The organism is Kribbella amoyensis, from assembly GCF_007828865.1.
GTDB classification, from domain to species: Bacteria; Actinomycetota; Actinomycetes; order Propionibacteriales; family Kribbellaceae; genus Kribbella; species Kribbella amoyensis.
In genome coordinates this window covers 679,378-702,332 of record NZ_VIVK01000001.1, presented here as the reverse complement: position 1 = coordinate 702,332, position 22,955 = coordinate 679,378, and the positions used below count along the sequence as shown (strand labels likewise).

At 70.4% G+C, this 22,955-nt stretch carries 22 protein-coding genes and 1 pseudogene; 16 read left to right on the top strand and 7 right to left on the bottom strand.

Features of this window, described 5'->3' with window-relative positions:
- Positions 1-6 precede the first annotated feature (6 nt).
- From FB561_RS03430 to FB561_RS03415, 4 genes are read right to left on the bottom strand one after another with little or no spacing between them, the layout of a single operon-like run.
- A complete protein-coding gene (locus FB561_RS03430; protein ID WP_145802910.1) occupies positions 7-1,218 on the bottom strand; it encodes an ABC transporter permease in 1,212 nt (403 codons plus the stop codon).
- Entirely contained in the window at positions 1,218-1,880 is a 663-nt protein-coding gene (locus FB561_RS03425) for an ABC transporter ATP-binding protein (protein ID WP_145802908.1), read from the bottom strand. The genes FB561_RS03430 and FB561_RS03425 overlap by 1 nt, the downstream gene beginning before the upstream one ends.
- A complete protein-coding gene (locus FB561_RS03420; RefSeq protein WP_145802906.1) occupies positions 1,877-2,938 on the bottom strand; it encodes a peptidoglycan-binding protein in 1,062 nt (353 codons plus the stop codon). The genes FB561_RS03425 and FB561_RS03420 overlap by 4 nt, the downstream gene beginning before the upstream one ends.
- Positions 2,935-3,450, bottom strand: coding sequence for a hypothetical protein (locus tag FB561_RS03415; protein WP_145802904.1), 516 nt, complete (start codon positions 3,448-3,450; stop codon positions 2,935-2,937). The genes FB561_RS03420 and FB561_RS03415 overlap by 4 nt, the downstream gene beginning before the upstream one ends.
- A 137-nt stretch (positions 3,451-3,587) precedes the next feature.
- Here FB561_RS03415 and FB561_RS03410 point away from each other — a divergent pair, with 137 nt between their 5' ends.
- The 12 genes and pseudogenes from FB561_RS03410 to FB561_RS03355 all read left to right on the top strand — a co-directional run bounded on the left by FB561_RS03410 (position 3,588) and on the right by FB561_RS03355 (position 15,049).
- Entirely contained in the window at positions 3,588-4,244 is a 657-nt protein-coding gene (locus FB561_RS03410; RefSeq protein WP_145802902.1) for a response regulator transcription factor, read from the top strand.
- On the top strand, positions 4,241-5,482 hold the full coding sequence (locus FB561_RS03405; RefSeq protein ID WP_202880534.1) for a sensor histidine kinase: 1,242 nt from the start codon (positions 4,241-4,243) through the stop codon (positions 5,480-5,482). The genes FB561_RS03410 and FB561_RS03405 overlap by 4 nt, the downstream gene beginning before the upstream one ends.
- A 46-nt stretch (positions 5,483-5,528) precedes the next feature.
- A complete protein-coding gene (locus FB561_RS03400; RefSeq protein ID WP_145802900.1) occupies positions 5,529-5,873 on the top strand; it encodes a YciI family protein in 345 nt (114 codons plus the stop codon).
- 1 nt (position 5,874) lies between these two features.
- Positions 5,875-7,086, top strand: coding sequence for an RNA polymerase sigma factor (locus FB561_RS03395; RefSeq protein WP_145802898.1), 1,212 nt, complete (start codon positions 5,875-5,877; stop codon positions 7,084-7,086).
- A gap of 272 nt (positions 7,087-7,358) precedes the next feature.
- Positions 7,359-7,574 (top strand): annotated as a pseudogene (locus FB561_RS38460) (4Fe-4S binding protein); the annotation flags it as partial.
- A gap of 260 nt (positions 7,575-7,834) precedes the next feature.
- Complete coding sequence (locus FB561_RS03385) at positions 7,835-8,356, top strand: NADH-quinone oxidoreductase subunit J family protein (RefSeq protein ID WP_145802893.1); 522 nt, start codon at positions 7,835-7,837, stop codon at positions 8,354-8,356.
- 1 nt (position 8,357) lies between these two features.
- Positions 8,358-8,699 (top strand): NADH-quinone oxidoreductase subunit NuoK, encoded by a 342-nt coding sequence (gene nuoK / locus FB561_RS03380; protein ID WP_145802891.1) that lies wholly within the window; start codon positions 8,358-8,360, stop codon positions 8,697-8,699.
- On the top strand, positions 8,696-10,462 hold the full coding sequence (locus FB561_RS03375) for an NADH-quinone oxidoreductase subunit 5 family protein (RefSeq protein WP_145802889.1): 1,767 nt from the start codon (positions 8,696-8,698) through the stop codon (positions 10,460-10,462). Before nuoK ends, FB561_RS03375 begins: the two co-directional genes overlap by 4 nt.
- Positions 10,459-12,009 (top strand): complex I subunit 4 family protein, encoded by a 1,551-nt coding sequence (locus FB561_RS03370; RefSeq protein ID WP_145802887.1) that lies wholly within the window; start codon positions 10,459-10,461, stop codon positions 12,007-12,009. The genes FB561_RS03375 and FB561_RS03370 overlap by 4 nt, the downstream gene beginning before the upstream one ends.
- Complete coding sequence (locus FB561_RS03365) at positions 12,006-13,457, top strand: NADH-quinone oxidoreductase subunit N (protein WP_145802885.1); 1,452 nt, start codon at positions 12,006-12,008, stop codon at positions 13,455-13,457. Before FB561_RS03370 ends, FB561_RS03365 begins: the two co-directional genes overlap by 4 nt.
- Positions 13,458-13,574: 117 nt before the next feature.
- Positions 13,575-13,943: a hypothetical protein gene (locus FB561_RS03360; protein WP_145802883.1), complete on the top strand. Its 369-nt coding sequence runs from the start codon at positions 13,575-13,577 to the stop codon at positions 13,941-13,943.
- An 80-nt stretch (positions 13,944-14,023) separates the two neighbouring features.
- On the top strand, positions 14,024-15,049 hold the full coding sequence (locus FB561_RS03355; RefSeq protein WP_145802881.1) for a lactonase family protein: 1,026 nt from the start codon (positions 14,024-14,026) through the stop codon (positions 15,047-15,049).
- Here FB561_RS03355 and FB561_RS03350 read toward each other — a convergent pair.
- A complete protein-coding gene (locus tag FB561_RS03350; protein ID WP_145802879.1) occupies positions 15,046-16,200 on the bottom strand; it encodes an MFS transporter in 1,155 nt (384 codons plus the stop codon). The genes FB561_RS03355 and FB561_RS03350 overlap by 4 nt on opposite strands.
- 103 nt (positions 16,201-16,303) lie before the next feature.
- On the opposite strand from FB561_RS03350, the gene FB561_RS03345 reads away from it, so the two are divergent.
- The 4 genes from FB561_RS03345 to FB561_RS03330 all read left to right on the top strand — a co-directional run bounded on the left by FB561_RS03345 (position 16,304) and on the right by FB561_RS03330 (position 21,550).
- On the top strand, positions 16,304-17,830 hold the full coding sequence (locus FB561_RS03345; RefSeq protein WP_145802877.1) for an HD domain-containing phosphohydrolase: 1,527 nt from the start codon (positions 16,304-16,306) through the stop codon (positions 17,828-17,830).
- A gap of 75 nt (positions 17,831-17,905) precedes the next feature.
- The gene (locus tag FB561_RS03340) at positions 17,906-18,931 is read left to right on the top strand and encodes a LacI family DNA-binding transcriptional regulator (protein ID WP_145802875.1); all 1,026 of its coding nucleotides are present in this window, start codon (positions 17,906-17,908) and stop codon (positions 18,929-18,931) included.
- Between the two features lie 111 nt (positions 18,932-19,042).
- The gene (locus FB561_RS03335) at positions 19,043-20,149 is read left to right on the top strand and encodes a glycoside hydrolase family 172 protein (RefSeq protein WP_145802874.1); all 1,107 of its coding nucleotides are present in this window, start codon (positions 19,043-19,045) and stop codon (positions 20,147-20,149) included.
- A gap of 15 nt (positions 20,150-20,164) precedes the next feature.
- The gene (locus FB561_RS03330) at positions 20,165-21,550 is read left to right on the top strand and encodes a glycoside hydrolase family 32 protein (RefSeq protein WP_145802872.1); all 1,386 of its coding nucleotides are present in this window, start codon (positions 20,165-20,167) and stop codon (positions 21,548-21,550) included.
- 74 nt (positions 21,551-21,624) lie between these two features.
- Here FB561_RS03330 and FB561_RS03325 read toward each other — a convergent pair whose 3' ends face one another.
- Entirely contained in the window at positions 21,625-21,957 is a 333-nt protein-coding gene (locus tag FB561_RS03325; protein ID WP_202880533.1) for a hypothetical protein, read from the bottom strand.
- Positions 21,954-22,817, bottom strand: coding sequence for a phytanoyl-CoA dioxygenase family protein (locus tag FB561_RS03320; protein WP_145802870.1), 864 nt, complete (start codon positions 22,815-22,817; stop codon positions 21,954-21,956). The genes FB561_RS03325 and FB561_RS03320 overlap by 4 nt, the downstream gene beginning before the upstream one ends.
- Positions 22,818-22,955 lie beyond the last annotated feature (138 nt).

Genomic DNA, 22,955 nt, shown 5'->3' with positions numbered 1-22,955 from the left:
AGGCCGTCAAGGCGTCGCGAGCGCCTCGGTCGGGGACAGCCGGGACGCCCGGATCGCGGGATAGAGCCCGGCCAGCCCGCCGATCACGAGCGTTGCCGCGACCCCACCGGTGACCGCCCAGACCGGGATCACCGTCAGCCAGCCCTGGTATGCCGCGTACGCCGCCGTCACGCTGCCGCCCAGGGCGGCACCCCCGAGTCCGCCGAGTGCGGAGAGCAGCAGCGACTCGGTCAGGAACTGTGTCCGGATCTGCCCGCGGGTGGCGCCGAGGGATCGCCGCAGCCCGATCTCCGCGCGCCGTTCGAGCACGGAGATCACCATGATGTTCGCGACCCCGACCCCGCCGACCAGCAGGGCGACCGCGCCGAGTCCGAGTAGCAGCCCGGTGAACGCCTCGCCCGCGGCCTGCTTCGCCGCCAGTGCGTCCGACGGCCGGGACACGTTGACCTCGTTCGGCGCCTCCGGGTTGGCCGTTGCCCCGAGCACCGACCGGACCGCCTCGACCTGGGCGTCGGCGGACCGGGTGTAGATCTTCGTCGGGTGCCCGTCGAAGCCGAGCGTGCTGTCGGCGGCCGGCCAGCCGATCAGCGCCGCGCTGTCCAGCTCGGGCGCCAGCTCGGCCGGGGCCAGGATGCCGAGCACCGTGAACCACTCGTCCCCGATCAGGACCTGGGTGTCGGGCCCGGACCGGCTGATCCCGAGACGTTCCGCGGCCGCCGCACCGAGCACGGTCGCGGGGTACCGGCTGGTGGCGGCGTCGAGCCATTTGCCGCTGCGGAGCACGCCGCCGATGGTGTCGAGCAGGTCGGTCCGGGCCGCGTACGGGACGATGCCGTTGGTCTCGACGGTGGGGATCCGGTCCGTGCGGTACACGTTCGCGTCGTCCACCCGGCCGATCGAGGAGAGCGCCTGGACCGGGGTGATCCGGCGGACCATCGCCTCCGCGGCGAGCGGCAGCTGGGCCTGTTCGCCGGTCAGCCGGTTGCCGGGTTCGACGGTGAGGAGATTGGTGCCGAGGGAGTCGAGGGTGGCGTCCAGGTCGGCCCGTGACGACGACGAGATCCCGACCACGGCGACCATCGCGGCGATCCCGATCGCGATCCCCAGCGCGGACAGGAACGCGCGCAACGGCCGCGTCCGCAACCCGACCGCGCCGACCTTCACCACGTCGCCGGGCCACAACTTCGCCGGCTGCAGAGGTGGCGCCTGGCCGCGCATCAGTGCACCTCCGCGACGATCCGGCCGTCGCGCATCTGAACCTGGCGCGGCAAGGAGGCGGCGATGTCGCGGTCGTGGGTGATGATCACGACCGTCGTCCCGGCCGCGTGCAGATCGCGGAACAACTGCATCACCCCGGCACCCGACTGCGAGTCCAGCGCCCCGGTCGGTTCGTCCGCGAGCAGCAGGACCGGATCACCCGCGACCGCTCGCGCCACGGCGACCCGTTGCTTCTCACCACCCGACAGCTCGTGCGGCTCGTGGTCCAGCCGATGGCTCAGCCCGACCTTCGCCAACGCGGCCGCCGCCCGCCGCCGACGCTGGCCGGCCCGCAGCCCGGAGTACAGGAGTCCGTCGGCCACGTTGTCGACCGCGCGGACTCCGGCGGCCAGGTGGAAGTGCTGGAAGACGAAGCCGATCCGCGTCGCTCGCAGCGCGGACAACCCGGTGTCGGACAGCCGCGCCACGTCGTACTCGTCGATCCGGACCTGTCCCGCCGTCGGCCGGTCCAGGGTGCCGAGCACGTTGAGCATGGTCGACTTCCCGGATCCCGACGGCCCGACGATCGCGACCAGTTCGCCCCGGCCGATCCGCAGCGAGACGCCGCCGAGCGCGGTCACGCCACCCGGGTACACCTTCGTCACGTCGGTCAGTTCGATCACTTCGGTACCCCCACGGACACCCCGGCCGCGATCCCGCTGCCGCTGACCTCGACCCGGCCGTTCGCGAACAACCCGGTCTTCACCGGCACGTACCGCGACGACGTCCCGTCCGTCACCTCGACGCCGAACCCGCCCTCGCTCAACGCGAGCAGCGCCGCTACCGGGACGGTCAGCACGTTCTTCCGTTCCGACGCGGTGAAGGTGACGTCGACCGAGGCGCTGGTGTACCCGGCCAGCGCCTTCTGGTTGCTGATAGCAACGATGACCTCGATCTTCGTGGTCGGATCCTGGTCCTGCCCGGTGGCCGGCACGACCACCGTCGACACCTTGTCCACGACGCCCTCGGCCGTCTTGTCGTCGGGCAACGTGACCGTCACCTTCGCGCCCTTCTTGGCCAGCCGCTGGTCCGCGGCCTCGAGCTCGACCGTGACCGCCTTGGTGGTCGCGGTGTACCCGAGCACGTTCTGGCCCGGACCGATCGGGGCGCCCTCCTGCGCGGCCAGGTTGTCCACCCGGACCGGGCCGGCCGCGAACAGGACCTGCCCGAGTTCGACCGACCCGGTCTCCTCGAACCCCTTGTCCTCCTGCCACTGCTCGACCGCTTCGGCCGTGTTCGCGGTGTACTCGTCGTCGACCGTGAAGCCGGTGTAGCCCGACGCGGCCAGGTTCTGTTCGAGCTGGAGTACGTCCTGGCCCTCACTGCCGACCGCGAGCCTCCGGTACGCGGGCAGCGCGCCGTACAGGAGGACGGTCGGCTTGTCGTTCACGGAGAACACCGTCTGTCCGCGGTGGAACAGTTGCCCGCTCTCGGGGACAGCCGTGACGGTACCTGCGCTGCGGCTGACCGCGGTACTGGTGGTGCCGTACCCGAGTTCGCCGTCGGCGGTCTCCGTGTCCTTCAAGGTCTGCTGGGTCACCTTGGCCGTGTTCGGCGGCAGCGTGGGTCCTCCTGCGTCGGCGGCCTGGCTGCTGTCCGTCCGGGTCAGGAGGACCGCGGTGAGCGCGCCGCCCACGGCCAGGACGGCGACTGCGGTGAGCGCTGTCCGGCCGCGGCTCACTTGGCCGCCAGGACGCTCTGGCAGGCCTGCTGCGCCTTCTCGAAGTCGGGATCCTCGGCCGTGTTCTTGTCGACCATGATCCCGCGCTGCCCCGGCTTCGGGTCCTGGAACTTCTCCACCCCGTTGTCCCGCATGCACTTCGCGTACTCCCGGCCGCGCGCCTCCATCTCCGGGTTCGCGGCGTCACCCTGCGGGCTGTACTGCTTGCACGCCTCCATCGCCTTGTCCACGTCCTCCCGGCTCATCCCGGACTCCGGGCCGACCTTCAGCTGGATCCCCTGGCCGGGCTCGGGATCGGGCACGTTCAGGCCGTGCTCCCGCAGGCACTGGGCGAACTTCACGCCCTTCTCCTCCTTGCTGAGGTTGTCCGGCGCGGCTGAGGTACTGCCGTCGGCTTGTGGTTGTGCGCCGCCGGCCGACGCGACCTGGTTGTCGTCCGGCTCGGCACCGCACCCGGTCAGGGCCACGCTCGCCGCCAGTGCCACCGCGGCCAGCAGCTGCAGTCGTTTCATGTCGTCTCCTCGTTCGCCGATCTGGTCCGGTTCAGCCAACGCCGTGGCCCGTTTCGGTACCGTTTCCGTGCTTGCTAACGCGGGGGAAACAGGCCGTCGGGGATCATGGGAGCGACGGGCGGAGAGCGGGTGGTGGCGTGCGGGTGCTGGTGGTCGAGGACGAACCGTTGCTGGCGGCAGCGATCGCGGAGTGGTTGCGGGACGAGGCGCACGCGGTCGACGTGGCGTACGACGGTGCCGCGGCCCAGGAACGCCTGGACGTCAACGCGTACGACGTGCTGGTGCTGGACCGCGATCTCCCGAAGGTGCACGGTGACGAGGTGTGTCGCGAGCTGGTCGCGTCCGGTTCGCCGACGCGCGTCCTGATGCTCACCGCGGCCGCTGCCGTCACCGATCGCGTGGACGGCCTTGGACTCGGCGCGGACGACTACCTGACCAAGCCGTTCGCGTTCCCCGAGCTGGCGGCCCGCGTCCTCGCCCTGGGGCGCCGCAGTCGTCCCGCCGATCCGCCCGTCCTGCGGCGCGCGGGGCTCGCTCTGGATCCCGCCCGGCACGAGGTGTTCCGCGACGGGCGGTACGTGCCGCTGTCGAAGAAAGAGTTCGCCGTGCTCGCCGAGTTGCTCCGCGCGCACGGCGCGACCGTGTCGGCGGAACAGCTGCTGGAGAAGGCGTGGGACGAGCACGTGGACCCGTTCACCGGGGTGGTCCGGCTGACCATCCTCAAGCTGCGCCGCAAGCTCGGCGAACCAGGGATCGTGGAGACCGTGACGGGAGTGGGGTACCGGATTCCGTGAAGCTGTTGCCGCGTCGCCTCACCCTCCGAGCCCGGCTCACCCTGATCTACGGCGGGCTGTTCATGATCGCCGGGGTGCTCCTGCTCGGCCTGACGTACGCCCTGTTCAGCCAGCAGATCGGCAAGGACCGCGTGATCGTACGCGGGATCTTCCAGCAGACGCCGGCCGCGTCGCCCGGCCCGTCCGGGAAGCCGCAGCCGATGGCGAAGGAGCTGTACGTCCTCAACCGGGACGGGGACGTACTGACCGGCCCGGACGCCCGGCAGATCCTCGACGCGCAGCAGAGCCAGGTCCGGTCCGCGGCGACCCAGAGCCTGCTCGTCCAGGGCAGCATCGCGCTCGTCCTGGTCGGCACCCTGGCGGCCGGCTTCGGCTGGATCGTCGCTGGCCGGGTCCTCGCGCCCCTGCACCGCGTCACCGACACGGCCCGGCGGATCGCGGCCGCACCCGCCGCCGGTCGCGGGCTGCACGAGCGGATCGCGCTGCGCGGCCCGGACGACGAGGTGAAGAACCTGGCCGACGCGTTCGACACCATGGTCGAGCGGCTGGACCACTCGTTCGACGGACAGCGCCGGTTCGTCGCGAACGCGTCCCACGAACTGCGGACCCCGCTCACCCTGGGCCGTGCGTTGGTGGAGGTCGCCATGCACCGCAAGACGGCCTCCGACGACGTCCGGCACCTCGGCGAGACGCTGCTCGAGATCAACGCGCGGCACGAACACCTCATCAACGGTCTGCTCGCGCTGGCCGACTCGGAGAAGGAGCTCGGCACGCGGTACCCGGTCAACCTGGCCGACGTCACGATGCACGTGGTCGCCCAGTTGTCCCGGGAGGCGGCCGACGCCGGGGTCGAGGTTAAGACCGACGCGGGCGACGCTCCGACGAGGGGCGACGCGCTGCTGCTGGAACGCCTGGTGCACAACCTGGTCGAGAACGGCATCCGGCACAACGTGGAAGGCGGGGGCGGCTGGGTGCGGGTGACTTCCCGGACCACGGGTGACCACGTGGAGGTCGAGGTGACGAACAGCGGTCCGGACGTCCCGCCGTACGAGGTGGAGGGGCTGTTCAAGCCGTTCCGGCGGCTCGGCGAGGACCGCGTGGTCGGGACCAGGGGAGCGGGACTGGGGTTGTCGATCGTACGGTCCGTGGCGGAGGCTCACGGTGGGACGGCGCAGGCGGTTCCACGAGTCGGTGGCGGTTTGTCGGCTCTTGTCGCGCTCCCTGTCGATCTGGGCTGAGCCCGTTCGTGTAAGGGACGACAGCAACACTCGCGAGGAGGTCGTGATGACGAAGTATCTGCTCAGCATCTACCAGCCCGACGGTCCCGTGCCGGAGCCGGAAGTCCTGGGGCGGATCATGGCGGACCTGGCTGCGCTCAACGACGATCTCCGGGCCGCCGGCGCCTGGGTCTTCACCGCCGGTCTGCACCCGCCGGAGACCGCGACCGTACTCCGCGCCCGCGGAGACGAGATGCTGGTCACGGACGGGCCGTTCACCGAGGGCAAGGAGCACCTCGGCGGGTTCACCGTGATCGAGGTCGCCGATCTGGACGAGGCGATGCCCTGGGCCCAGCGGATGACCCGCATCCTCGAACCCCTCTCGGTCGAGGTCCGGCCGTTCGCGGACTGACGTGACCGTCTCCGCCGACGACGTGGCGGCCGTGTTCCGGCAGGAGCACGGCCGCGCGGTAGCCGTCCTGACCAGGGTCTTCGGCGATCTCGACCTGGCCGAGGACACGGTCCAGGAAGCGTTCGCGGCCGCCCTCGAGAAGTGGCCGGAGCAGGGCCTGCCGCCGAGCCCGGCCGGCTGGATCATCACCACCGCCCGCAACCGCGGGATCGACCGCCTCCGTCGCGAGGCCGCCCGCGCGGACAAGTACGCCCAGGCAGCGCTGCTGCACGCCGAGGACACACCAGTGGAGGAGGGACCCGTGCACGACGACCGACTGCGGCTGATCTTCACCTGCTGCCACCCCGCGCTCGCGCTGAACGTCCGGGTCGCCCTCACCCTGCGCCTGCTCGGCGGCCTCACCACGACCGAGATCGCCCGCGCCTTCCTGGTCCCCGAGCCGACGATGGCGCAACGCCTGGTCCGCGCGAAGACCAAGATCCGCGCGGCCGGCATCCCGTACCGGATCCCGGCCGACGCCGATCTGCCCGACCGGCTCCGCGGTGTCCTCGCCGTGGTCTACCTGATCTTCGGCGAGGGGTACGCCGCGTCGTCCGGCGACGACCTGATCCGGACCGAGCTGTGCGCCGAGGCGATCCGCCTGGGCCGCGTCCTGGTCGACCTGATGCCCGACGAACCCGAAGCCGCCGGCCTGCTCGCCCTGATGCTCCTGCAGGAATCCCGCGCCGCCGCCCGGACCGCCGAGGACGGCACCCTCATCCCGCTCCCCGAGCAGGACCGCACGAAGTGGGACCAGCACCTCGTCGCCGAAGGCCAAGCCCTGGTCCGCCGCTGCCTCCGCCGCGACCAGCCCGGCCCGTACCAGCTCCAAGCCGCCATCAACGCCGTCCACAGCGACGCCGCGAGCGCCGAGGAAACCGACTGGCGCCAGATCGTCCAGCTGTACGACCACCTGATGACGATGACCCCGACCCCGGTCGTCGCCCTCAACCGGGCCGTAGCGGTCGCCGAAACCACCGGCCCCGCGGAAGCCCTCACCCTGGTCGAAGCCCTCGACCTCGACACCTACTACCTCTTCCACGCCATCCGAGCCGACCTCCTCCGCCGCCTCGACCGCCCCGAAGAAGCCGCGACCGCGTACAAGAAAGCCCTCACCCTCACCGCCAGCAAACCCGAACAAACCCACCTCCACCGCCGCCTCACCGAACTCTGAGGTGGACCTCCTCGCGCACTCTTCGTGCACTGGGTGGGAACTTCGGGGGCTGGGTGGCTCCGGTTGGGGCTGGGAACCGTTAGTGTCAGCGTGCAGGGAGTTCGGTTTCCGGAACGGTTGGACGGGGAGGTGACGAGGTGGGGTTTCCCGGGAAGGGCTTGATCGACGGGTTGCGGGTGACCGCGAAGACGTTGTCGCGTCGTGCCGTCACCGAGCAGTACCCGGACGTCCAGCCCGAGCTGCCGCCGCGGACGCGCGGGGTGATCGCGCTGATGGAGGAGAACTGCACCTCCTGCATGCTCTGTGCCCGCGAGTGCCCGAGCTGGTGCATCTACATCGACTCGCACACCGAGACCGCGCCGTCGGTCGGTGAGCAGGCCCGCGAGCGCAGCCGGAACGTGCTGGACCGGTTCGCGATCGACTTCTCGCTCTGCATGTACTGCGGGATCTGCATCGAGGCGTGCCCGTTCGACGCGCTGTTCTGGTCGCCGGAGTTCGAGTACGCCGAGACCGACATCCGCAACCTCACGCACGAGAAGGACCGGCTGCGGGACTGGATGTGGACGGTCCCACCACCGCAGCCGATCGACCCAGGGCCGTCGGTGATCGAGGCCGAGCCCGCCGACAGCGGCGGACCGCCCGCGGGGACGGACGGGCCGTCCGATGCGAACGGTTCGTCCGATGCGAACGGGTCTCCCGGTGCGACCGGGTCGTCCGGTGGTGGGGACCGACCTGCCGGGGGCGGCGAGTGACCACTGCGCTCTTCTCCATCGCGGCAGCGGTGGCGATCGTGGCGGCCGTGGTCGTCGTCACCTCACGCCGGATCGTGCACGCCGCCCTTTGGCTCGTCGTCGCGCTCGGCGCCGTCGCCGGGTGCTTCGGCGCGCTGCACGCGGAGTTCGTCGCGCTGGTGCAGATCCTGGTCTACGTCGGCGCGATCGTCGTCCTGGTGCTGTTCGCGCTGATGCTCACCAAGGCCCCGACGAATCCGTTGCCCTCACTCACCTCCGGCCGTAGCCCGTTCGCCGCGGTGGTCGCCGGGGTCCTCGCCGTGCTGCTCGGTACTGGCGTGGTGATTGCCTTTGGCAACGAGAAGATCGACCCGGTGCCGGCCGGCTCGGCCGCCGACGTCGGCACCTCGGTGTTCAAGATCTGGGTGCTGCCGTTCGAGGTCCTGTCCGTGCTGCTGCTGGCCGCGCTGGTCGGCGCGATCGCGCTGTCGCAGCGCAAGCGGTCCGACGAGTCCGCCGCCGCGGGCGAGGAGGACTGACGTGCCGCTGGTTCTCCCGCTCCTGCTGGCGGTCGTGCTCTTCTGCCTCGGCGTGTACGGCGTGCTCGCCCGGCGCAACGCGATCACGATCCTGATGTCGTTCGAACTGATGCTGAACGCGGTCAACCTCAACCTGGTCGCCTTCGACGCGTGGCGCCTGGACGGTCTCGCCACCGGCCAGACCCTGGCCGTCTTCGTGATCACGCTGGCCGCGGCCGAGATCGGGCTCGGCCTGGCGATCGTGCTGCTGCTGTTCCGCGGCCACGGGCACGTCGATGCCGACGCGGCCCGCGACCTGGTCGAGCAGGACGCCGCCCCGGCCGAGCGGGGGGCCGAGCAGTGATCGCCACCACCTGGCGGGTCATCGGGGTCGGCTTCTCGCTCGTGGTGGTCCTGGCCGCGATCCTGCTCTGGGGTGTCGACCCGGGTGTCACCGACTTCCGCGGGACGGGGGTCGACCAGGTCGTCTTCTGGACCTACGACCTGCGTACCGACAACCTGACCGTGCTCATGCTCGCCGTCGTCGGGGTCGTGTCGACCTGCGTCCAGGTGTACTCGATCGGCTACGTGCACGAGCGCGTCGCCTCGTACACGGCCCTGGTCACCTTGTTCACCGCGGCGATGGTCACCGTGGTCGTCGCGGACAGCCTGTTCCTGCTGCTGATCGGCTGGGAGGTGATGGGTGCCTGCTCGTACCTGCTGATCGGCCACTACTGGGAACGCCGCGACGCCCGCTCCGGCGCGATGAAGGCGTTCCTGATGACCCGGCTGGGCGACGTCGGCTTCCTGTTCGGCATCTTCGTGCTCGGCATCGGCTACGGCACCTTCCGGATCTCGGACCTCGGGGCCGGCTCGATCTCGCCGGCGGTGCTGACCACCGGGACGGTGCTGCTCCTGGTCGGGGTGATCGGCAAGTCCGCCCAGGTCCCGCTGCAGACCTGGTTGCCGGACGCGATGCCCGGTCCGAGTCCGGTCAGCGCGCTGATCCACGCGGCCACGATGGTGGCGGCCGGGGTGTTCCTGATCGCGCGGCTGTTCGACCTCTTCGTCGAGGCGCGGACGACGCTGACCATCCTGGCGATCGTGGCCTGCGTGACGATGCTGTTCGCCGCGTTGTGCGCGATGGCCGCGGTCGAGGTGAAGCGGGTGCTCGCCTGGTCGACGGTGAGCCAGCTGGCGATCATGTTCTCCGGCCTGGCGCTCGGGACCGAGGACGGTCGGCACGCGGCTCTGTTCCACCTCGCCACCCACGCCGCGTTCAAGGGTCTGCTGTTCCTCTGCGCCGGGGTGCTGCTGCACCAGGTCGGCAGCGCGGCCTTCATCGTGCTCCGGCGGTACACGCGCAAGGGTGCACTCCGCAAACAGTTGCGGGTCACCTTCGTGACGATGACGATCGGCCTTGCCGCCCTGGCCGGGGTGCCAGGGCTGGCGGGTTTCTTCTCCAAGGACTCCGTGATCGAGGCGGCCTGGCACGTCGCGCGGGACGGTTCGACCGTCGGCTGGATCGTGCTGGTGTCGGTCTGTCTCACGGCCGCGCTGACCGCCTTCTACTGCGTGCGCCTGTGGCTCTGGACGTTCTTCCGGACGCCCGCGCTGGCCGGGGCGCTCGGCGCGTTCGAGGACGACGACGCGATGGCCGACCTCGACGAGCCGGACACGTCCAAGCTGAAGGACGCTCCCTGGGTGATGCTCGCGCCGCTGATCGTGCTCGCGCTCGCCGTGTTCGTGATCGGGTACCTCGACGGCGTCCACCTCGCCTGGGGGATCGCCCTGCTGACGACGGTCCTCGCGATCCTCGGCGCGCTCCCGGCGTACTCGCTGTGGCGGCGTGGGGCGGATCCGCGGCCGGTGGTGCTGGAGCACGAGTTCGGCTTCGACGCGGCGTACCAGCGGGGTGTCGTGGTGCCGGTGGAGTGGTTCGCGAAGCTGACGGTGCTGGGTGACCGGGACGTCATCGGTGCGTACGTCCGGGCCGCCGGGCGCGCCGGGACGCTCGCCTCGGCCGGCTTCCGGAAGCTGCAGACCGGGAACGTGCAGACGTACCTGACCGCGGCCGTGGTCGGTGTGGTCGCGCTCGCCGTCCTCGCGGGGGTGATCGCGTCGTGAGTACGTTGCTGCTCGTCCTCCTCGCTGTCCCGGCGCTGACCGCGATCGTGCTGTGGTGCCTGCCGTTCTCGATCGGCGACCGGATCGCGGCGCTGGTCGGCACGGTCGTGTCCGGCCTGGTCCTGATCGGGTCCGCGGTGCTGTGGTGGGACCTGATCCGCCCTCGGAGCGGTGTGGGCGAAGTGACCTTCACGGCAGGCACGCCACCTCGGCGTGAGCTGCCCGGGACGATCACGACCTACGCCAACACCGACGTGCCGTGGATCCCGCCGCTCGACGTGCGCTTCCACGTGGCGGTCGACAAGATCTCGCTGCCGCTGATCATGCTGACCGCGTTGCTGGTCCTCCTCTGCTGTGTGTACTCCCTGCGCATCACCCCGAAGGTCGGCCGGACCCGCTCGCTGATCGCGCTGCTGCTGGTGATCGAGACCGGTGTGATCGGCACGTTCTCGGCCGTCGACCTGGTGCTGTTCTTCCTGTTCTTCGAGGTCGTGCTGATCCCGATGTGGCTGGTCATCGACATCTGGGGCGACGAGCACGACCGAGCCGGGCGACGTCGGGCCGCGACGACGTTCGTGCTGATGACCGTGCTCGGTTCGGCGGTGATGCTGCTCGGCTTCCTGCTCGTGTACCGCGAGGCCGGCACGTTCGACCTGGCCGTGCTCGCGCAGCTCCCGGTGACTGGCGGATCCGGCGTGCCGCTGGCCGCGGCGATCCTGATCGCGCTCGGGCTCGCGGTGAAGATGCCGCTGTGGCCCTTGCACATCTGGCTGCCGGACGCCCATGCCAAGGCGCCGACGGTCGGCTCGGTCCTGCTCGCCGGGGTCCTGCTCAAGCTCGGCAGCTACGGCATGATCCGGATCCTGGTCCCGGTGCTGCCGGACGCAACCGCCACCATCGCGCCGTACCTGGCCGGTTTCTCCACCGTCGCGATCGTGGCCGGCTCGCTGGCCTGCCTGGCCCAGACCGACGTCAAGCGGCTGATCGCGTACTCGAGTGTCGGCCACATGGGCTTCATCGGTCTCGGCATCGCGACCCTGTCACCCGAGGGGTTGACCGGCGCGTTGTTCGCCAACATCGCGCACGGCGTGATCACCGGCCTGCTGTTCTTCCTGGCCGGCGCGATCAAGGACCGGCACGACACCAGCGACCTGCGGACGATCGGCCGTGCCCTGTACGCCCGGCTGCCGCGGATCGGCGGGCTGCTCACCTTCGCCTGTCTCGCCTCGCTCGGGCTGCCCGGGCTGGCCGGGTTCTGGGGCGAGATGCTGGTCCTGCTCGGTGCTTACCGCCCGGGCGACTCGTTGCCGCGGACAACGTTCCTGGTGCTGATGGTGATCGCCGGCCTCGGCACGGTGCTCACCGCGGCGTACTTCCTCCGCCTGATCCGCACCCTCTGCCAGGGTGATCCGGCCGAGCATCCGGCGACCGCGTTCGCCGTCGACCTGAGCCGGATCGAGCTGGTCACCTGGGCGCCGTTGATCGTGTTGACGGTCGTGCTCGGCCTCTGCCCCTGGCTGCTGCTCAACCACTGGACCTTCCTATGACGATGACCTGGATGGACTGGCAGGCGATCGCGGTCCCACTGGTGCTCGCACTCGGCGCCGTCGCCGCGTTGCTGGTGGACGCCTTCTGGGCCGACACGAACCGCGAGCTCAAGCACGTCACGGTGAGCCTGGTCAGCGGCGCCGCGATCGTGTTCGGCCTGGTCTTCCTGATCGCCCAGCACAACTCGTACCGGCCCGGGTTCTGCCGCGCGGCCGTCGAGGGTCCGGCCGAGTGCAGCCTGGTCTACGAGCCACTCACCGTCGGACTCTGGGCCGTCCTGCTGATTGCCGGACTCGGGGTCGTCGGGCTCTCGACGTACCAGTTGCTCGACCACGCGATCCCGGTCGGCGAGTACCACTTCCTCCTGCTCAGCGCGCTCACCGGTGCCACGGTGCTCGCGGCCGCGCGGGACCTGGCCACCGTGGTGATCGCGCTCGAGGTGGTCTCGCTGCCGAGCTTCGCGATGGTCGCCCTGCGCCGGGACCGCCGCGGTTCCGAGGCGGCGATGAAGGCGTTCCTGGTCTCGGTGCTGTCGACCGCGGTGATGTTGTTCGGGATCTCGTACCTCTACGGCGTGACCGGTTCGCTGTACCTGCAGACCATCGTCACCCGGCTGCCCGGACTGGACCCGGACCTGCGCCGGGTGGCGTTCGCGGCCGGCTTGTTCGTGCTGGTCGGGTTCGGGTTCAAGATCGCGGCCGTCCCGTTCCACGGCTGGCTGCCGGACACGTACGCCGGGGCGCCGGTCGAGGTGGCCGCGTTCCTGGCCGTGGTGTCCAAGTCCGCGGGTGTGGCCGGGTTGCTCGTGCTGGTGACGTTCGGGGTGGCGCCGAGCGGGTCCGAGCTGCGGACCGTGGTGGCGATCCTGGCCGCGGTCACGATGACCGTCGGCAACCTCGCCGCCCTCCGCCAGCGCGAGGCGGTCCGGCTGCTCGCCTGGTCGTCGATCGGTCAGGTCGGGTTCCTGCTCGCGCCGTTGGCGGTCGGCGACGCCCAGGCAGTTGTCGGGTACTTGGCCGCGTACGTCGTCGTCACGCTCGGCGCGTTCGGCGCGGTGGCCGTGGTCCAGCGGCATCGGCCGAGTGGTCTGCTCGCCGACTACCGGGGAATGATCCGCTCCGAGCCGGGGCTCGCGGCGGCGCTGATCCTGTTCCTGGTCATCCTCGCCGGGTTGCCGCCGGGCCTGGCCGGGCTGTTCACCAAGTTCGCCGCGTTCCAGGCCGTGATCGACGCCGACCTGCTCTGGCTGGCCCTGGTGATGGCGGTCAACGTGATGATCGGGCTCGCGGTGTACCTGCGCTGGATCGCCGAGTTGTTCCGGTTGCCGGCCGACGATCCGTTCTCGGTCGACATCGAGACCCCCGCGGTCACCGTCCTCAGCGCCTGCGCGGGCGCGGCAGTCGTGCTGTCGATCCTGCCCAGCACCCTGTTCACCCTGATCGGCTGAGCCGGCCACTTCTGACCTAGCGCCCCGCGATCAGGCCGGGACGCCTCACTTGGCCAATCATTCTCAATTTGATAATGTTTGCATCGATGAAAGCAAACTAGGAAGGGAGCGACCGAGATGGCGACAGTACGGATGGACGACCGCCAGGTGACGATCGAACTCACCCGCTGGGAGCGCCTCTTCGCCGGCGGCCGGGCTCGCTTCGTCCTGCCGCGCGAGGCGATCGCCTCGACCGACTTCGTCGAGCACCCGACCCGCTGGCAGGCCACTCCGGGCGGTCGCTCGGGGATCATCGTGACCGGGGTTCTGAAGGTCGGCCGGTGGGGTGTCGGCACCAGGACGCGGCTCTTCGTCAGCGCCCGTCGCTGGATCCCGGCGGTCCGCTTCGGCCTCACCCCGGAAGGCGCCGACCTCACCGGCTACGACGCATTCCTGATCAGCACCGAGGACGCCGCAGCCCTCACCCGGACCCACCAACCGGCCTGACCAAAGCTGCACGAGGGCCGCTCTCCAGGGTGTGGATCGGAGGGTGCTGGGAGTGGCCGGGGGATGGCAGGGTAGGCGGCATGGCTTCGGAGCGGATTTATGTCGGCAGTTACACCAGCGCCACCGGCGGGGGAACCGGTGTCGGGTTCGGGACCGTGGCGGGGCTGGAGGTCGCCGCCGAGACGGTCGACCCGTCCTTCCTGACCTGGTCGGGTGACGGGCGGTTCCTGTACCTGGTGAACGAGGAGGAGGCCGGCCGGGTCAGCGCGTTCGCGGTCGGGGCCGACGGCCGGCTGGAGTTCCTCGACGACCAGCCGACCGGGGGCGCGCACCCGTGTCACCTGGCGATCGACCCGAGTGGACGGTTCGTGCTGAGCGCGAACTACAGCTCCGGTTCGGTCGCCGTGCACCCGATCGCGGCGGACGGTTCGCTGGGGACAGCGACGCAGATCCTGCAGCGCGAGGGCAGCGGTCCCAACGCCGAACGGCAGGAGGGGCCGCACGCGCACCAGGTGGCGTTCGACCCGGCCGGTGAGTTCGTGTTCGACGTGGACCTCGGGTCGGACACCGTCTACGTCTCCACGCTGACCACCGACGGCGTACTGCGGGACGTCGGCCAGGTCCAGGTCCACGCCGGTGCGGGACCGCGGCACCTCGTCTTCCACCCGGGCGGCGGCGCGGCGTACGTGCTGAACGAGTTGGACTCGACGTTGGTGGTTTGCGGGTTCGCCGACGGGAAGCTCTCGATCGTGCAGACCGTGTCGACGCGACCGGACGGCGCCGAGGGTGACAACTTCCCGGCGGAGCTGCTGATCTCGGCCGACGGGCGGTTCCTCTACGGGTCGAACCGCGGTGACGACAGCATCGCCGTGTTCGCGGTCGCCGCGGACGGGGCGAGCGTCGAGCTGGTCCAGACGATCGGGTCCGGCGGCGCCTGGCCGCGACACCTTGCCCTCAGCAACGACGGGACCCAGCTGTACGCGTCGAACGAGCGCTCCGACGTGATCGCCCTCTTCGACGTCGACCAGGCCACCGGCGTCCTCACCGCAACGGGGACGCAGCTGACCTGGCCGAAACCGGTCTGTGTCCTGCCCGCCATGCCTTAGACAGTTGCGGGTTGGCTCGTCCTGGTCAGGGTTCGGCCGGCCAGGGCGAGGCCGGTGGCGGCGACCAGGGCGGCGGTGAGGAAGCCGGTGCCGCGGCCGGACGTCACCGCGACGACGCCGAAGCTGGCCGGCCCCAGTCCGAGGGCGACGTCGAGGCTCATCGTGACCGTACCCAGGACCGCACCGCGTTCGGCGGCCGGCGCGTTCTGCAAGGCGAGCACCATGATCGACGGCGTCCCGAGCGCCACCCCGATCGCCAGCACCACGGTCCCACCGACCAACCCGGGCGCAGTCCGCCACAACCCGATCACCAGCAACCCCGCACTGGTACACGCCAACGCGAGCCGAACCGCCCGGACCGCGCCCAGCCGATCCGGTAAGCGGGCCCCCGCGCTGCGGATCACGATCACGATCCCCGCGAAGAGGAACAGCAGGTACCCAGCGCCGGACAGCCCGACGTCCACCGCATACAGCGGGACGAAGGCCAGGAACCCCGCCATCCCCCACACCAACGCGAGCAACAACAAGGCAGGCAGTACCCCGGCCGGATGGACCAGCCGCCCGCGGGGATCCACCGGCGACGGCACCCGGGTCTCGCCGACCCGCCAGGCCAGCAGAACCGCCAACCCGGCCGCGCCCGTCGACACGATCCACACCACGCCGAACCCGAGAACCGTGATCACCCGTTCGCCGATCGGCGGTCCCACCGCCAACCCGGCGTACAGGGAGAGCGAGAACAGGCTGATCGCTTCGCCACGTCGGGCGGCCGGGGCGAGATCGCTCATCGCGGTGACGCAGCCGACGAAGAAGAACGCCTCGCCCACGCCGGTCAGCAGCCGGAGCGCAACGAGCAGTTCGACCGACTGGGCCAGCCCGTAACAAGCGACCGACACCGCGAACACGGTCGCCCCGACGAGCATCGAGATCACCCGCCCACGCCGGTCCGCCAACCGTCCGGCCCACGGTCGCAGCAGCAACGCCGACAAGCTGAACGCGCCGACCGCGAGCCCCACCGCCGCGTCCCCACCGGCCAGCGGACCGGTGACGTACAGCGGCACGCTCGGGACCAGCAGGCCGTCGGCGAAGAAGTACGCGAGACCCGCGCTGCCGAGCAGGGCGAACCGTGGGGTGATGAGGCGAGTCTCGGTCATGGTGATTCCTCCGCTCCAGCAGGTTCACAATGGCCGTACGGCGCCCGCCGGGGCATCGGTAGATCTGCCCATCCACGGCACCGGGCGCCGGGGGAGGGCTGCGATGGCACGCGACGACCTGAGGCTCGCCGAACTCCTCTGTGCGCTCTCCGTGTCCCTCGACCTCGCGATGGCGCAACCGCTGGAGAAGTCGATCCGCTCCTGCCTCGTGGCTCTCCGGCTCGCCCAGCGCCTCGGACTGCCGCCGCCCACTCAGCAGACGACGTACTACGCGACGCTGCTGCGCCACCTCGGCTGTACCGCGACCACGCACGAAGAGGCCCGCCTGTTCGGTCCGGGCGCGGCCGAGCTCCGTCCACTCCTGGAGCGCATCGACCCGGCCAGGAAGCGCGAGGCGTTGCCGGTACTGCGGCAAGTCGGTCGGGGCACCGGGCTCCACCGGCTGCAGTACGTCGGACGCGCGGTGGTGGGATCCGGGGAAGCCCAGATCCTGCTGGCGGTCTGCGAGGTCGGCAGCATACTCGCGGACGGCCTCGGCCTGGGCCCCGAGGTCAGTACCGCGCTCTACCAGAACCTGGAACGCTTCGACGGAGCCGGAACGCCGCGAGGGCTGGCCGCGGACGAGATCGCCGTCGCCACCCGGATCGCCGAGGTCGCCACTCAGGCGGTGATCTACCAGTACCTCGGTGGTCCCGACGCGGTCGTCACCGTCCTCGGCCGACGAGCCGGCGGCTGGCTCGATCCGGACGTGGTCGCCGCCTACGACGAGCAACTGACCGAGGACCTGGACACGATCGACGTATGGCAGGAGATCCTCGAGGCCGAACCAGGGCCGGTCCGGCGGATCCCCGACGACCGGATCGATGCCGTGGCCGAGACGTTCGCGCACTTCGTCGATCTCAAGTCGCCGTACTTGCTGGGCCATTCGACCGGCGTCGCCGAGTTGGTCGACGCGGCCGCCGTATCGGTGGGGATCGACGACCCGCGGACCGTACGGCGAGCGGCTTTGCTGCACGACCTCGGCCGGGTCGCGGTACCCACTGGGGTGTGGGAGCGACCGCGTGAACTCCGGAGGACGGACTGGGAGCAGGTCCGGCTGCACCCGTACCAGTCCGAGCGGATCCTCGCCCGCTCCGCAGTACTCGAACCGGTGGCCGACCTGGTCGCGCTGCACCACGAACGGCTCGACGGGAGCGGCTACCCGCGACATGCGAAGGCAGGGGACTTGCCCGTCCCGGCACGATTGCTCGCGGTCGCGGACGTCTACCAAGCGCTCACCCAGGAACGTCCCCACCGACCCGCGTACGAGCCGGACGCGGCGGCGTTGGTCGTACTCGCCGAGGTGGCCGCGGGTCGATTGGACGGCGACTGTGCGAAGGCCGTACTCGGTGTGGCCGGACACCAGGTCCCCGGTCACCTGACGAGTCGTCCGGCCGGGTTGAGTGAGCGGGAGGTCGAGGTACTCCGGCTGCTGGCCCGGGGCCGGGCGAACGCGGAGATCGCTCGCGAGCTGGTCGTTTCGCCGCGGACCGCGGAGCACCACGTGCAGCACATCTACGGGAAGATCGGCGTCTCCACCCGCGCGGGGGCCGCCCTGTTCGCGTTGCGGAACGGGCTGTTCACGCCCTGACGGCGAAGCCCGGTCCGGTCGAACCGCCCGTGAGATGCTGGCACGGTCCCAGCAGTGACCGGACGGAAGTGATCGATGCGCAAGCGGCGGGTGACGTCGGCCGACATCGCCAAGGCGAGCGGTGTGTCCCGGTCGTCGGTGTCGCTCGTGCTGAACGGCCGCGCCGCCGGCATGGTCGACGCGGAGAAGCAGGAGCGGATCCGCGCCGTCGCCCGCGAGATGGGGTACGTGCCGAACGCGTCCGCGGTGAACCTGCGCCGGCAGAGCACCGCGACGATCGGGCTGGTGACCGACGCGATCGCGAGTGCCCCGTTCGCCGGGCCGCTGCTGTCCGGCGCCAGCGACGTCGCGATCGAGTCCGGGTACATGATCCTGACCATCGACACCTGGCAGCACCCGGCCTACGTCGACGGGGCGATGGCCACGTTGCGGGCCCGGGACGTCGACGGCCTGATCTACGCGGACGCCGGGTTGCGCGAGGTGGCCCTGCCGACGGTGCCGGACGACCTGCCGATCGTGCTGGCGAACGCGTTCACCGCCGACGACTCGCTGCCCGCCTACATCCCCGACGACGAGGGCGGTGGCCGGGCCGCGGCCGAGCTGGTACTCGCGGCCGGGCATCGGCGGATCGCCTTCCTGACCGGGGATCCCGGCGCGCCCGCGACCGCATGGCGGGTCCAGGGCGTCAGCTCGGCGCTCACCGCCGCCGGCGTGACCGTTGCCGACAGCATCATTCCCGCGCGGTACTCGGTCGGCTCGAACCACGCGGCCGCGCTGGAGCTGCTGCGCCGGCCCGATCGGCCGACCGCGATCCTGGCGGCGAACGACCGGGGCGCCGTCGGCGTGATGCTCGCGGCAGCGTCGCTCGGGTTGTCGGTCCCGGGTGACCTGTCCGTGGTCGGGTACGACGACGAGCAGGTCTTCGCGGCCGAGATTCCGCCGGGCATCACCACGATCGCGCTGCCGCACAGGGAGATGGGCCGGCGGGCCACGACCGACCTGCTGCGCCGGATCGCGACCGGCGACAACTCCGGCGGTGGGACGGAGAAACTGCCCTGTCTCCCGGTTGTGCGTGACACCGTTTCCAGCCCTTCCAGCTGACTTCGTCGCCCGATCGGACTCTTGACACTGCACGCCTAACACCTGTTAGGTGAAGCCCTCGACCGAGTCACCCGGCAGTCGCATCCGTCCTCGTCCCCGGAGGAAGACCCGATGACCCACGCAGACTGGTCCGCCCTGACCCGAGCGCCCGGCCGCAGCCGGAGCCGGTCGATCAACGCCGAGAACCCGACCGGCGAGCCGGGCCGCGCGGCGATGACCGCGTCCGCGCTCGGCCCGTCCCGCAAAGGCCGGCCGGCGATCGCGCTGGAGCCGGGCGAGACGGCGACGCTGGCGGAGATCCACGGTCCCGGGGAGATCCGGCATCTCTGGATGACCGTGCCGGACAAGACCGAGGCCGGCCCGTGGGTACTGCGTGACCTCGTGCTGCGGATGTGGTGGGACGGCGAGGAACGGCCCGCCGTCGAGGTGCCGCTCGGCGACTTCTTCTGCAACGGATTCGGCCAGCGCGCGCTGGTCACCTCCGTGCCGATCGTGGTCGCGCCGACCGGTGGGCTGAACTGCTACTTCCCGATGCCGTTCCGCCGGCGGGCCCGGATCGAGCTCACCAGCGAGCACCCCGGCCCGGTCGGCGGGATCTACTACCAGGTCGACTACACCGTGGACGACGAGCTGCCGACCGACACCGCGCACTTCCACGCGCACTGGCGGCGCAGCAACGCGTCCACGGCGCTGGGTGAGGACCACGTGATCCTCGACGGCGTGACCGGCAGCGGCCACTACGTCGGGACGTACATCGGCCTGACCGCGCTCGAGCGGTACTGGTGGGGTGAGGGCGAGGTGAAGTTCTACGTCGATGACGACGACGCCTATCCGACCCAGTGCAGCACCGGGCTCGAGGACTACGCCGGGGGTGCGTGGGCGTTCCAGGACGCGCTGCGGAACGATCCACCGCCCGTCCCGCTCACCTTCTCGGCGCCGTACTGCGGGTACCCGTTCTACTCCGCCGAGGACACCACCCGCGCTTCGCCGTTCGCCACGAGCACGCTGCAGTCCCACGGCATGTACCGCTGGCACCTGCCCGATCCGGTGATCTTCCACGAGCGGTTGCGGATCACGCTGCAGCAGATCGGCGCGTGGGACCACGGCCACTTCGAACGCAGCGACGACATCAGCAGCGTCGCGTACTGGTACCAGACCCCGGGCGGCGCGAACGAACTCGGTTCCCTGCCGCCCCGCGAACTCCGTCGCCCCCGCTAGTACGGAAGGTGCTCGATGACCGCAGAGACGATGCCCTACCCCGCGACCGACTACCAGGAGGCCAACCGCGGCCAGTACCACTTCAGTACCCGCGGTGGGTGGATGAACGACCCGAACGGGCTGCTGCACTACCGCGGGACGTACCACCTGTACTACCAGCACGCACCGAACAGCCTGGTGTGGGACACGATGCACTGGGGCCACGCGACCAGTACCGACCTGGTCCGCTGGGAGCAGCAGCCGATCGCGCTCAACCCGGAGCAGCACGTCGGTGAGCTGTGGTCCGGTGGCGGCGTGGTCGACGTGCGGAACACGTCCGGTCTGAAGGACGGCGACCACGATCCGATCCTGGTGTTCACCGGGACCCAGGGGGTGCGGACGTTCTACAGCCTGGACGGTGGCTTCACGTTCACCGCGTACGACGAGGGCCGGGTGATCGCGCAGCCGAGCGGCCGGGAGAGCCGGGACCCGAAGGTGGTCTGGCATCCGCCGACCGAGCGTTGGGTGATGGTGGTCTGGTCCGACAACGACGGCAACGGGCTGGACTTCTTCGTCTCGGCCGACCTGCTCAGCTGGGAACGCACCAGCCGGATCACCGCCGGTTGGGCGTTCGAGTGCCCGGACTTCACCCTGATGCCGCTCGACGGCGACCTCACCGACCTTCACTGGGTACTCCGCGACGGCCGCGGCTCGTACCTGGTCGGCGACTTCGACGGACGTGAGTTCCACACGGACTGGACCGAGCCGCAGACGATCACGAGGAACCCGGGTCCGGCGGCGAGCGACTACTACGCGGCCCAGTCGTTCGACAACCTGCCCGACGGCCGCGTGGTCACGGTGGCGTGGCAGGGCAAGAACAGCGGGTCCGTCTGGACCGGCAACCTGAGCCTCGCGGTGGAACAGCGGCTGGTGTCCACACCGGAGGGGCCGCGGTTGGCCAGCGAACCGGTGGACGAGCTCCGTACTCTGCGGCACTCGTCGTCGACCTGGCAGCCTGGCCGGCTCACTCCCGAGGAAGCTTGCGCCCTGCTCGCGGGCGAGGCGGCCGAGACGTACGAACTCGCGGCGACCATTGATCTTGGCGCGACCGAGGCGGGCTCGATCACCTTCCGGCTGCGGGTCGTTGCCGACGGTACCTCCGGCCGGGACGTGACGTACGACGTCGCGGCGGTCACGCTGGACGGTCACTCGTTGCCGACCGCACCGAACGGGGTACTGACGGTGCGGCTGCTGGTGGATCGGGGGCAGCTCGAGATCTTCGCCCAGGACGGCCTGTTCTACGAGTGCCTCAACGTCGACTTCGACAGCGGGTCAGGGGGTGACGGGATCGAGCTGGTCGCCGACGGCCCGGTGGTCCTGACCGACCTCGCCGTGCACCGGCTCGGCTCGATCTGGACCTGACCGAACGCCGCCGGACACCGCTCGGTTTCGCGGTGTCCGACGGCGTCGGTGGTGGAACCAGAAAGCGGTGCCGATCAGGAAGCGGTGTCGACCAGCTTCTCGAAGAAGAACTCGTGCTTCAGGAACGACACGTCGTACTCGTGCCCGTGCTGCGGCGGCAGCAGCTGCGCGGCCTGGAACAGCCGCCAGCCGTCCTTCAGCGCGTCCAGCCCGCTCGCGTACGGCGGGACGTCGCTGTCACCGGTCGTCGGCGAGGTGCCGCCGGTGCCGTCGTAGGTGGACCAGCCGACGGTCCGGGAGTCCAGCGCCGACGAGGCCAGGTAGAGCACCAGGACCTGCTGGCGCACCGTCGTCTGCGGGGTGCCGGCGCCGGTGGCAGCGCCGGTGTCTTGGGCAGTGGCGGTCATACCATCTCCTTCTTCGCGGCGTGCGGGTTCAGGCTGCGCTGGGCGACGACGCGCTGCGGGCGGTTCGACACCCGGGTCACCCAGTAGTCCGGGTCGAACGTGTCGTCGCCGGTGATGGCCTGCCAGAGCTTGACCCGGTTGTAGATCTCCAGCCGGCCGGTGGCGTTCTCGTACCAGGGGAACGTCTGCTTCAGCTCGGTCGCGACCGCGTCGTCGTACAGGTCCTCGGTGTTCCACAGCCGGACCTGGCGGACGGTCGGGTTGAACCGGATCTTGAACATGTACCGGTCGATCGCGCTGTCGTTGCGGCGGCCGCCGTGCCAGATGCCGTGGTGCAGGAAGACCACGGTGCCGGCCGGGCAGGTGAGCCGGGTCTGGCCGAGCAGGTTCTGGTACCGGCCGGTGTCGGACTCGTTGGTCCGGCGCAGGTGGCTGCCGGGCACGCTCAGGGTGCCGCCCATCTCGAGCGTCACCTCCTGCGGGTAGTACATCAGCTGCACGTCGAAGGCGTCCTCGCGGACGTCGATGATCGCGTCCCCGTGCAGGTTCTGCGCCTCGCCCTCGTTCGCCTTACGGATGTGCACCGCGTGGTGGTCGACGGTCGGCTCCGGGCCGACCAGGCTGTGGATCGCCCCGGCGACCTCGGGCAGCTGGACCAGCCGCTGCACGAACTCGCTGCCGGCGAACGCCTCCGACAGCGGGGTGCCGTACGGGACGCCGGGGATGCCGGCCTGCAGGACGTCGATCGCCTGCTGGTTCATCTCGTCGGGCACGACGGCGTCCATCCGGAGCGCGCCGGTCGCGACGAAGTGCGCCATCTGGACCGAGGTGAGGAGGTTCTTGCGATGCGGGTGGGTCATGTCTCTCCCTGGTGGGCGAGGTCCTTGGTGGTTCCTACTCGTCCAGGCTAGGTTTCGATGCCCTTGTTTCGCGTGGGCTGTGATCACCACTGGTGGTAAATTTTCACCGTGTCCACGTCCTCGCCCCGATCGCTTCGG

Coding starts and splice junctions, on each gene's coding strand:
- FB561_RS03365 (WP_145802885.1), top strand. CDS start 12,006: ATGACGATGACCTGGATGGACTGGCAGGCGATCGCGGTCCCACTGGTG.
- FB561_RS03335 (WP_145802874.1), top strand. CDS start 19,043: ATGACCCACGCAGACTGGTCCGCCCTGACCCGAGCGCCCGGCCGCAGC.
- FB561_RS03430 (WP_145802910.1), bottom strand. CDS start 1,218: ATGCGCGGCCAGGCGCCACCTCTGCAGCCGGCGAAGTTGTGGCCCGGC.
- FB561_RS03415 (WP_145802904.1), bottom strand. CDS start 3,450: ATGAAACGACTGCAGCTGCTGGCCGCGGTGGCACTGGCGGCGAGCGTG.
- FB561_RS03320 (WP_145802870.1), bottom strand. CDS start 22,817: ATGACCCACCCGCATCGCAAGAACCTCCTCACCTCGGTCCAGATGGCG.
- FB561_RS03345 (WP_145802877.1), top strand. CDS start 16,304: ATGGCACGCGACGACCTGAGGCTCGCCGAACTCCTCTGTGCGCTCTCC.
- FB561_RS03350 (WP_145802879.1), bottom strand. CDS start 16,200: ATGACCGAGACTCGCCTCATCACCCCACGGTTCGCCCTGCTCGGCAGC.
- FB561_RS03325 (WP_202880533.1), bottom strand. CDS start 21,957: ATGACCGCCACTGCCCAAGACACCGGCGCTGCCACCGGCGCCGGCACC.
- FB561_RS03340 (WP_145802875.1), top strand. CDS start 17,906: ATGCGCAAGCGGCGGGTGACGTCGGCCGACATCGCCAAGGCGAGCGGT.
- FB561_RS03360 (WP_145802883.1), top strand. CDS start 13,575: ATGGCGACAGTACGGATGGACGACCGCCAGGTGACGATCGAACTCACC.
- FB561_RS03330 (WP_145802872.1), top strand. CDS start 20,165: ATGACCGCAGAGACGATGCCCTACCCCGCGACCGACTACCAGGAGGCC.
- FB561_RS03355 (WP_145802881.1), top strand. CDS start 14,024: ATGGCTTCGGAGCGGATTTATGTCGGCAGTTACACCAGCGCCACCGGC.
- FB561_RS03400 (WP_145802900.1), top strand. CDS start 5,529: ATGACGAAGTATCTGCTCAGCATCTACCAGCCCGACGGTCCCGTGCCG.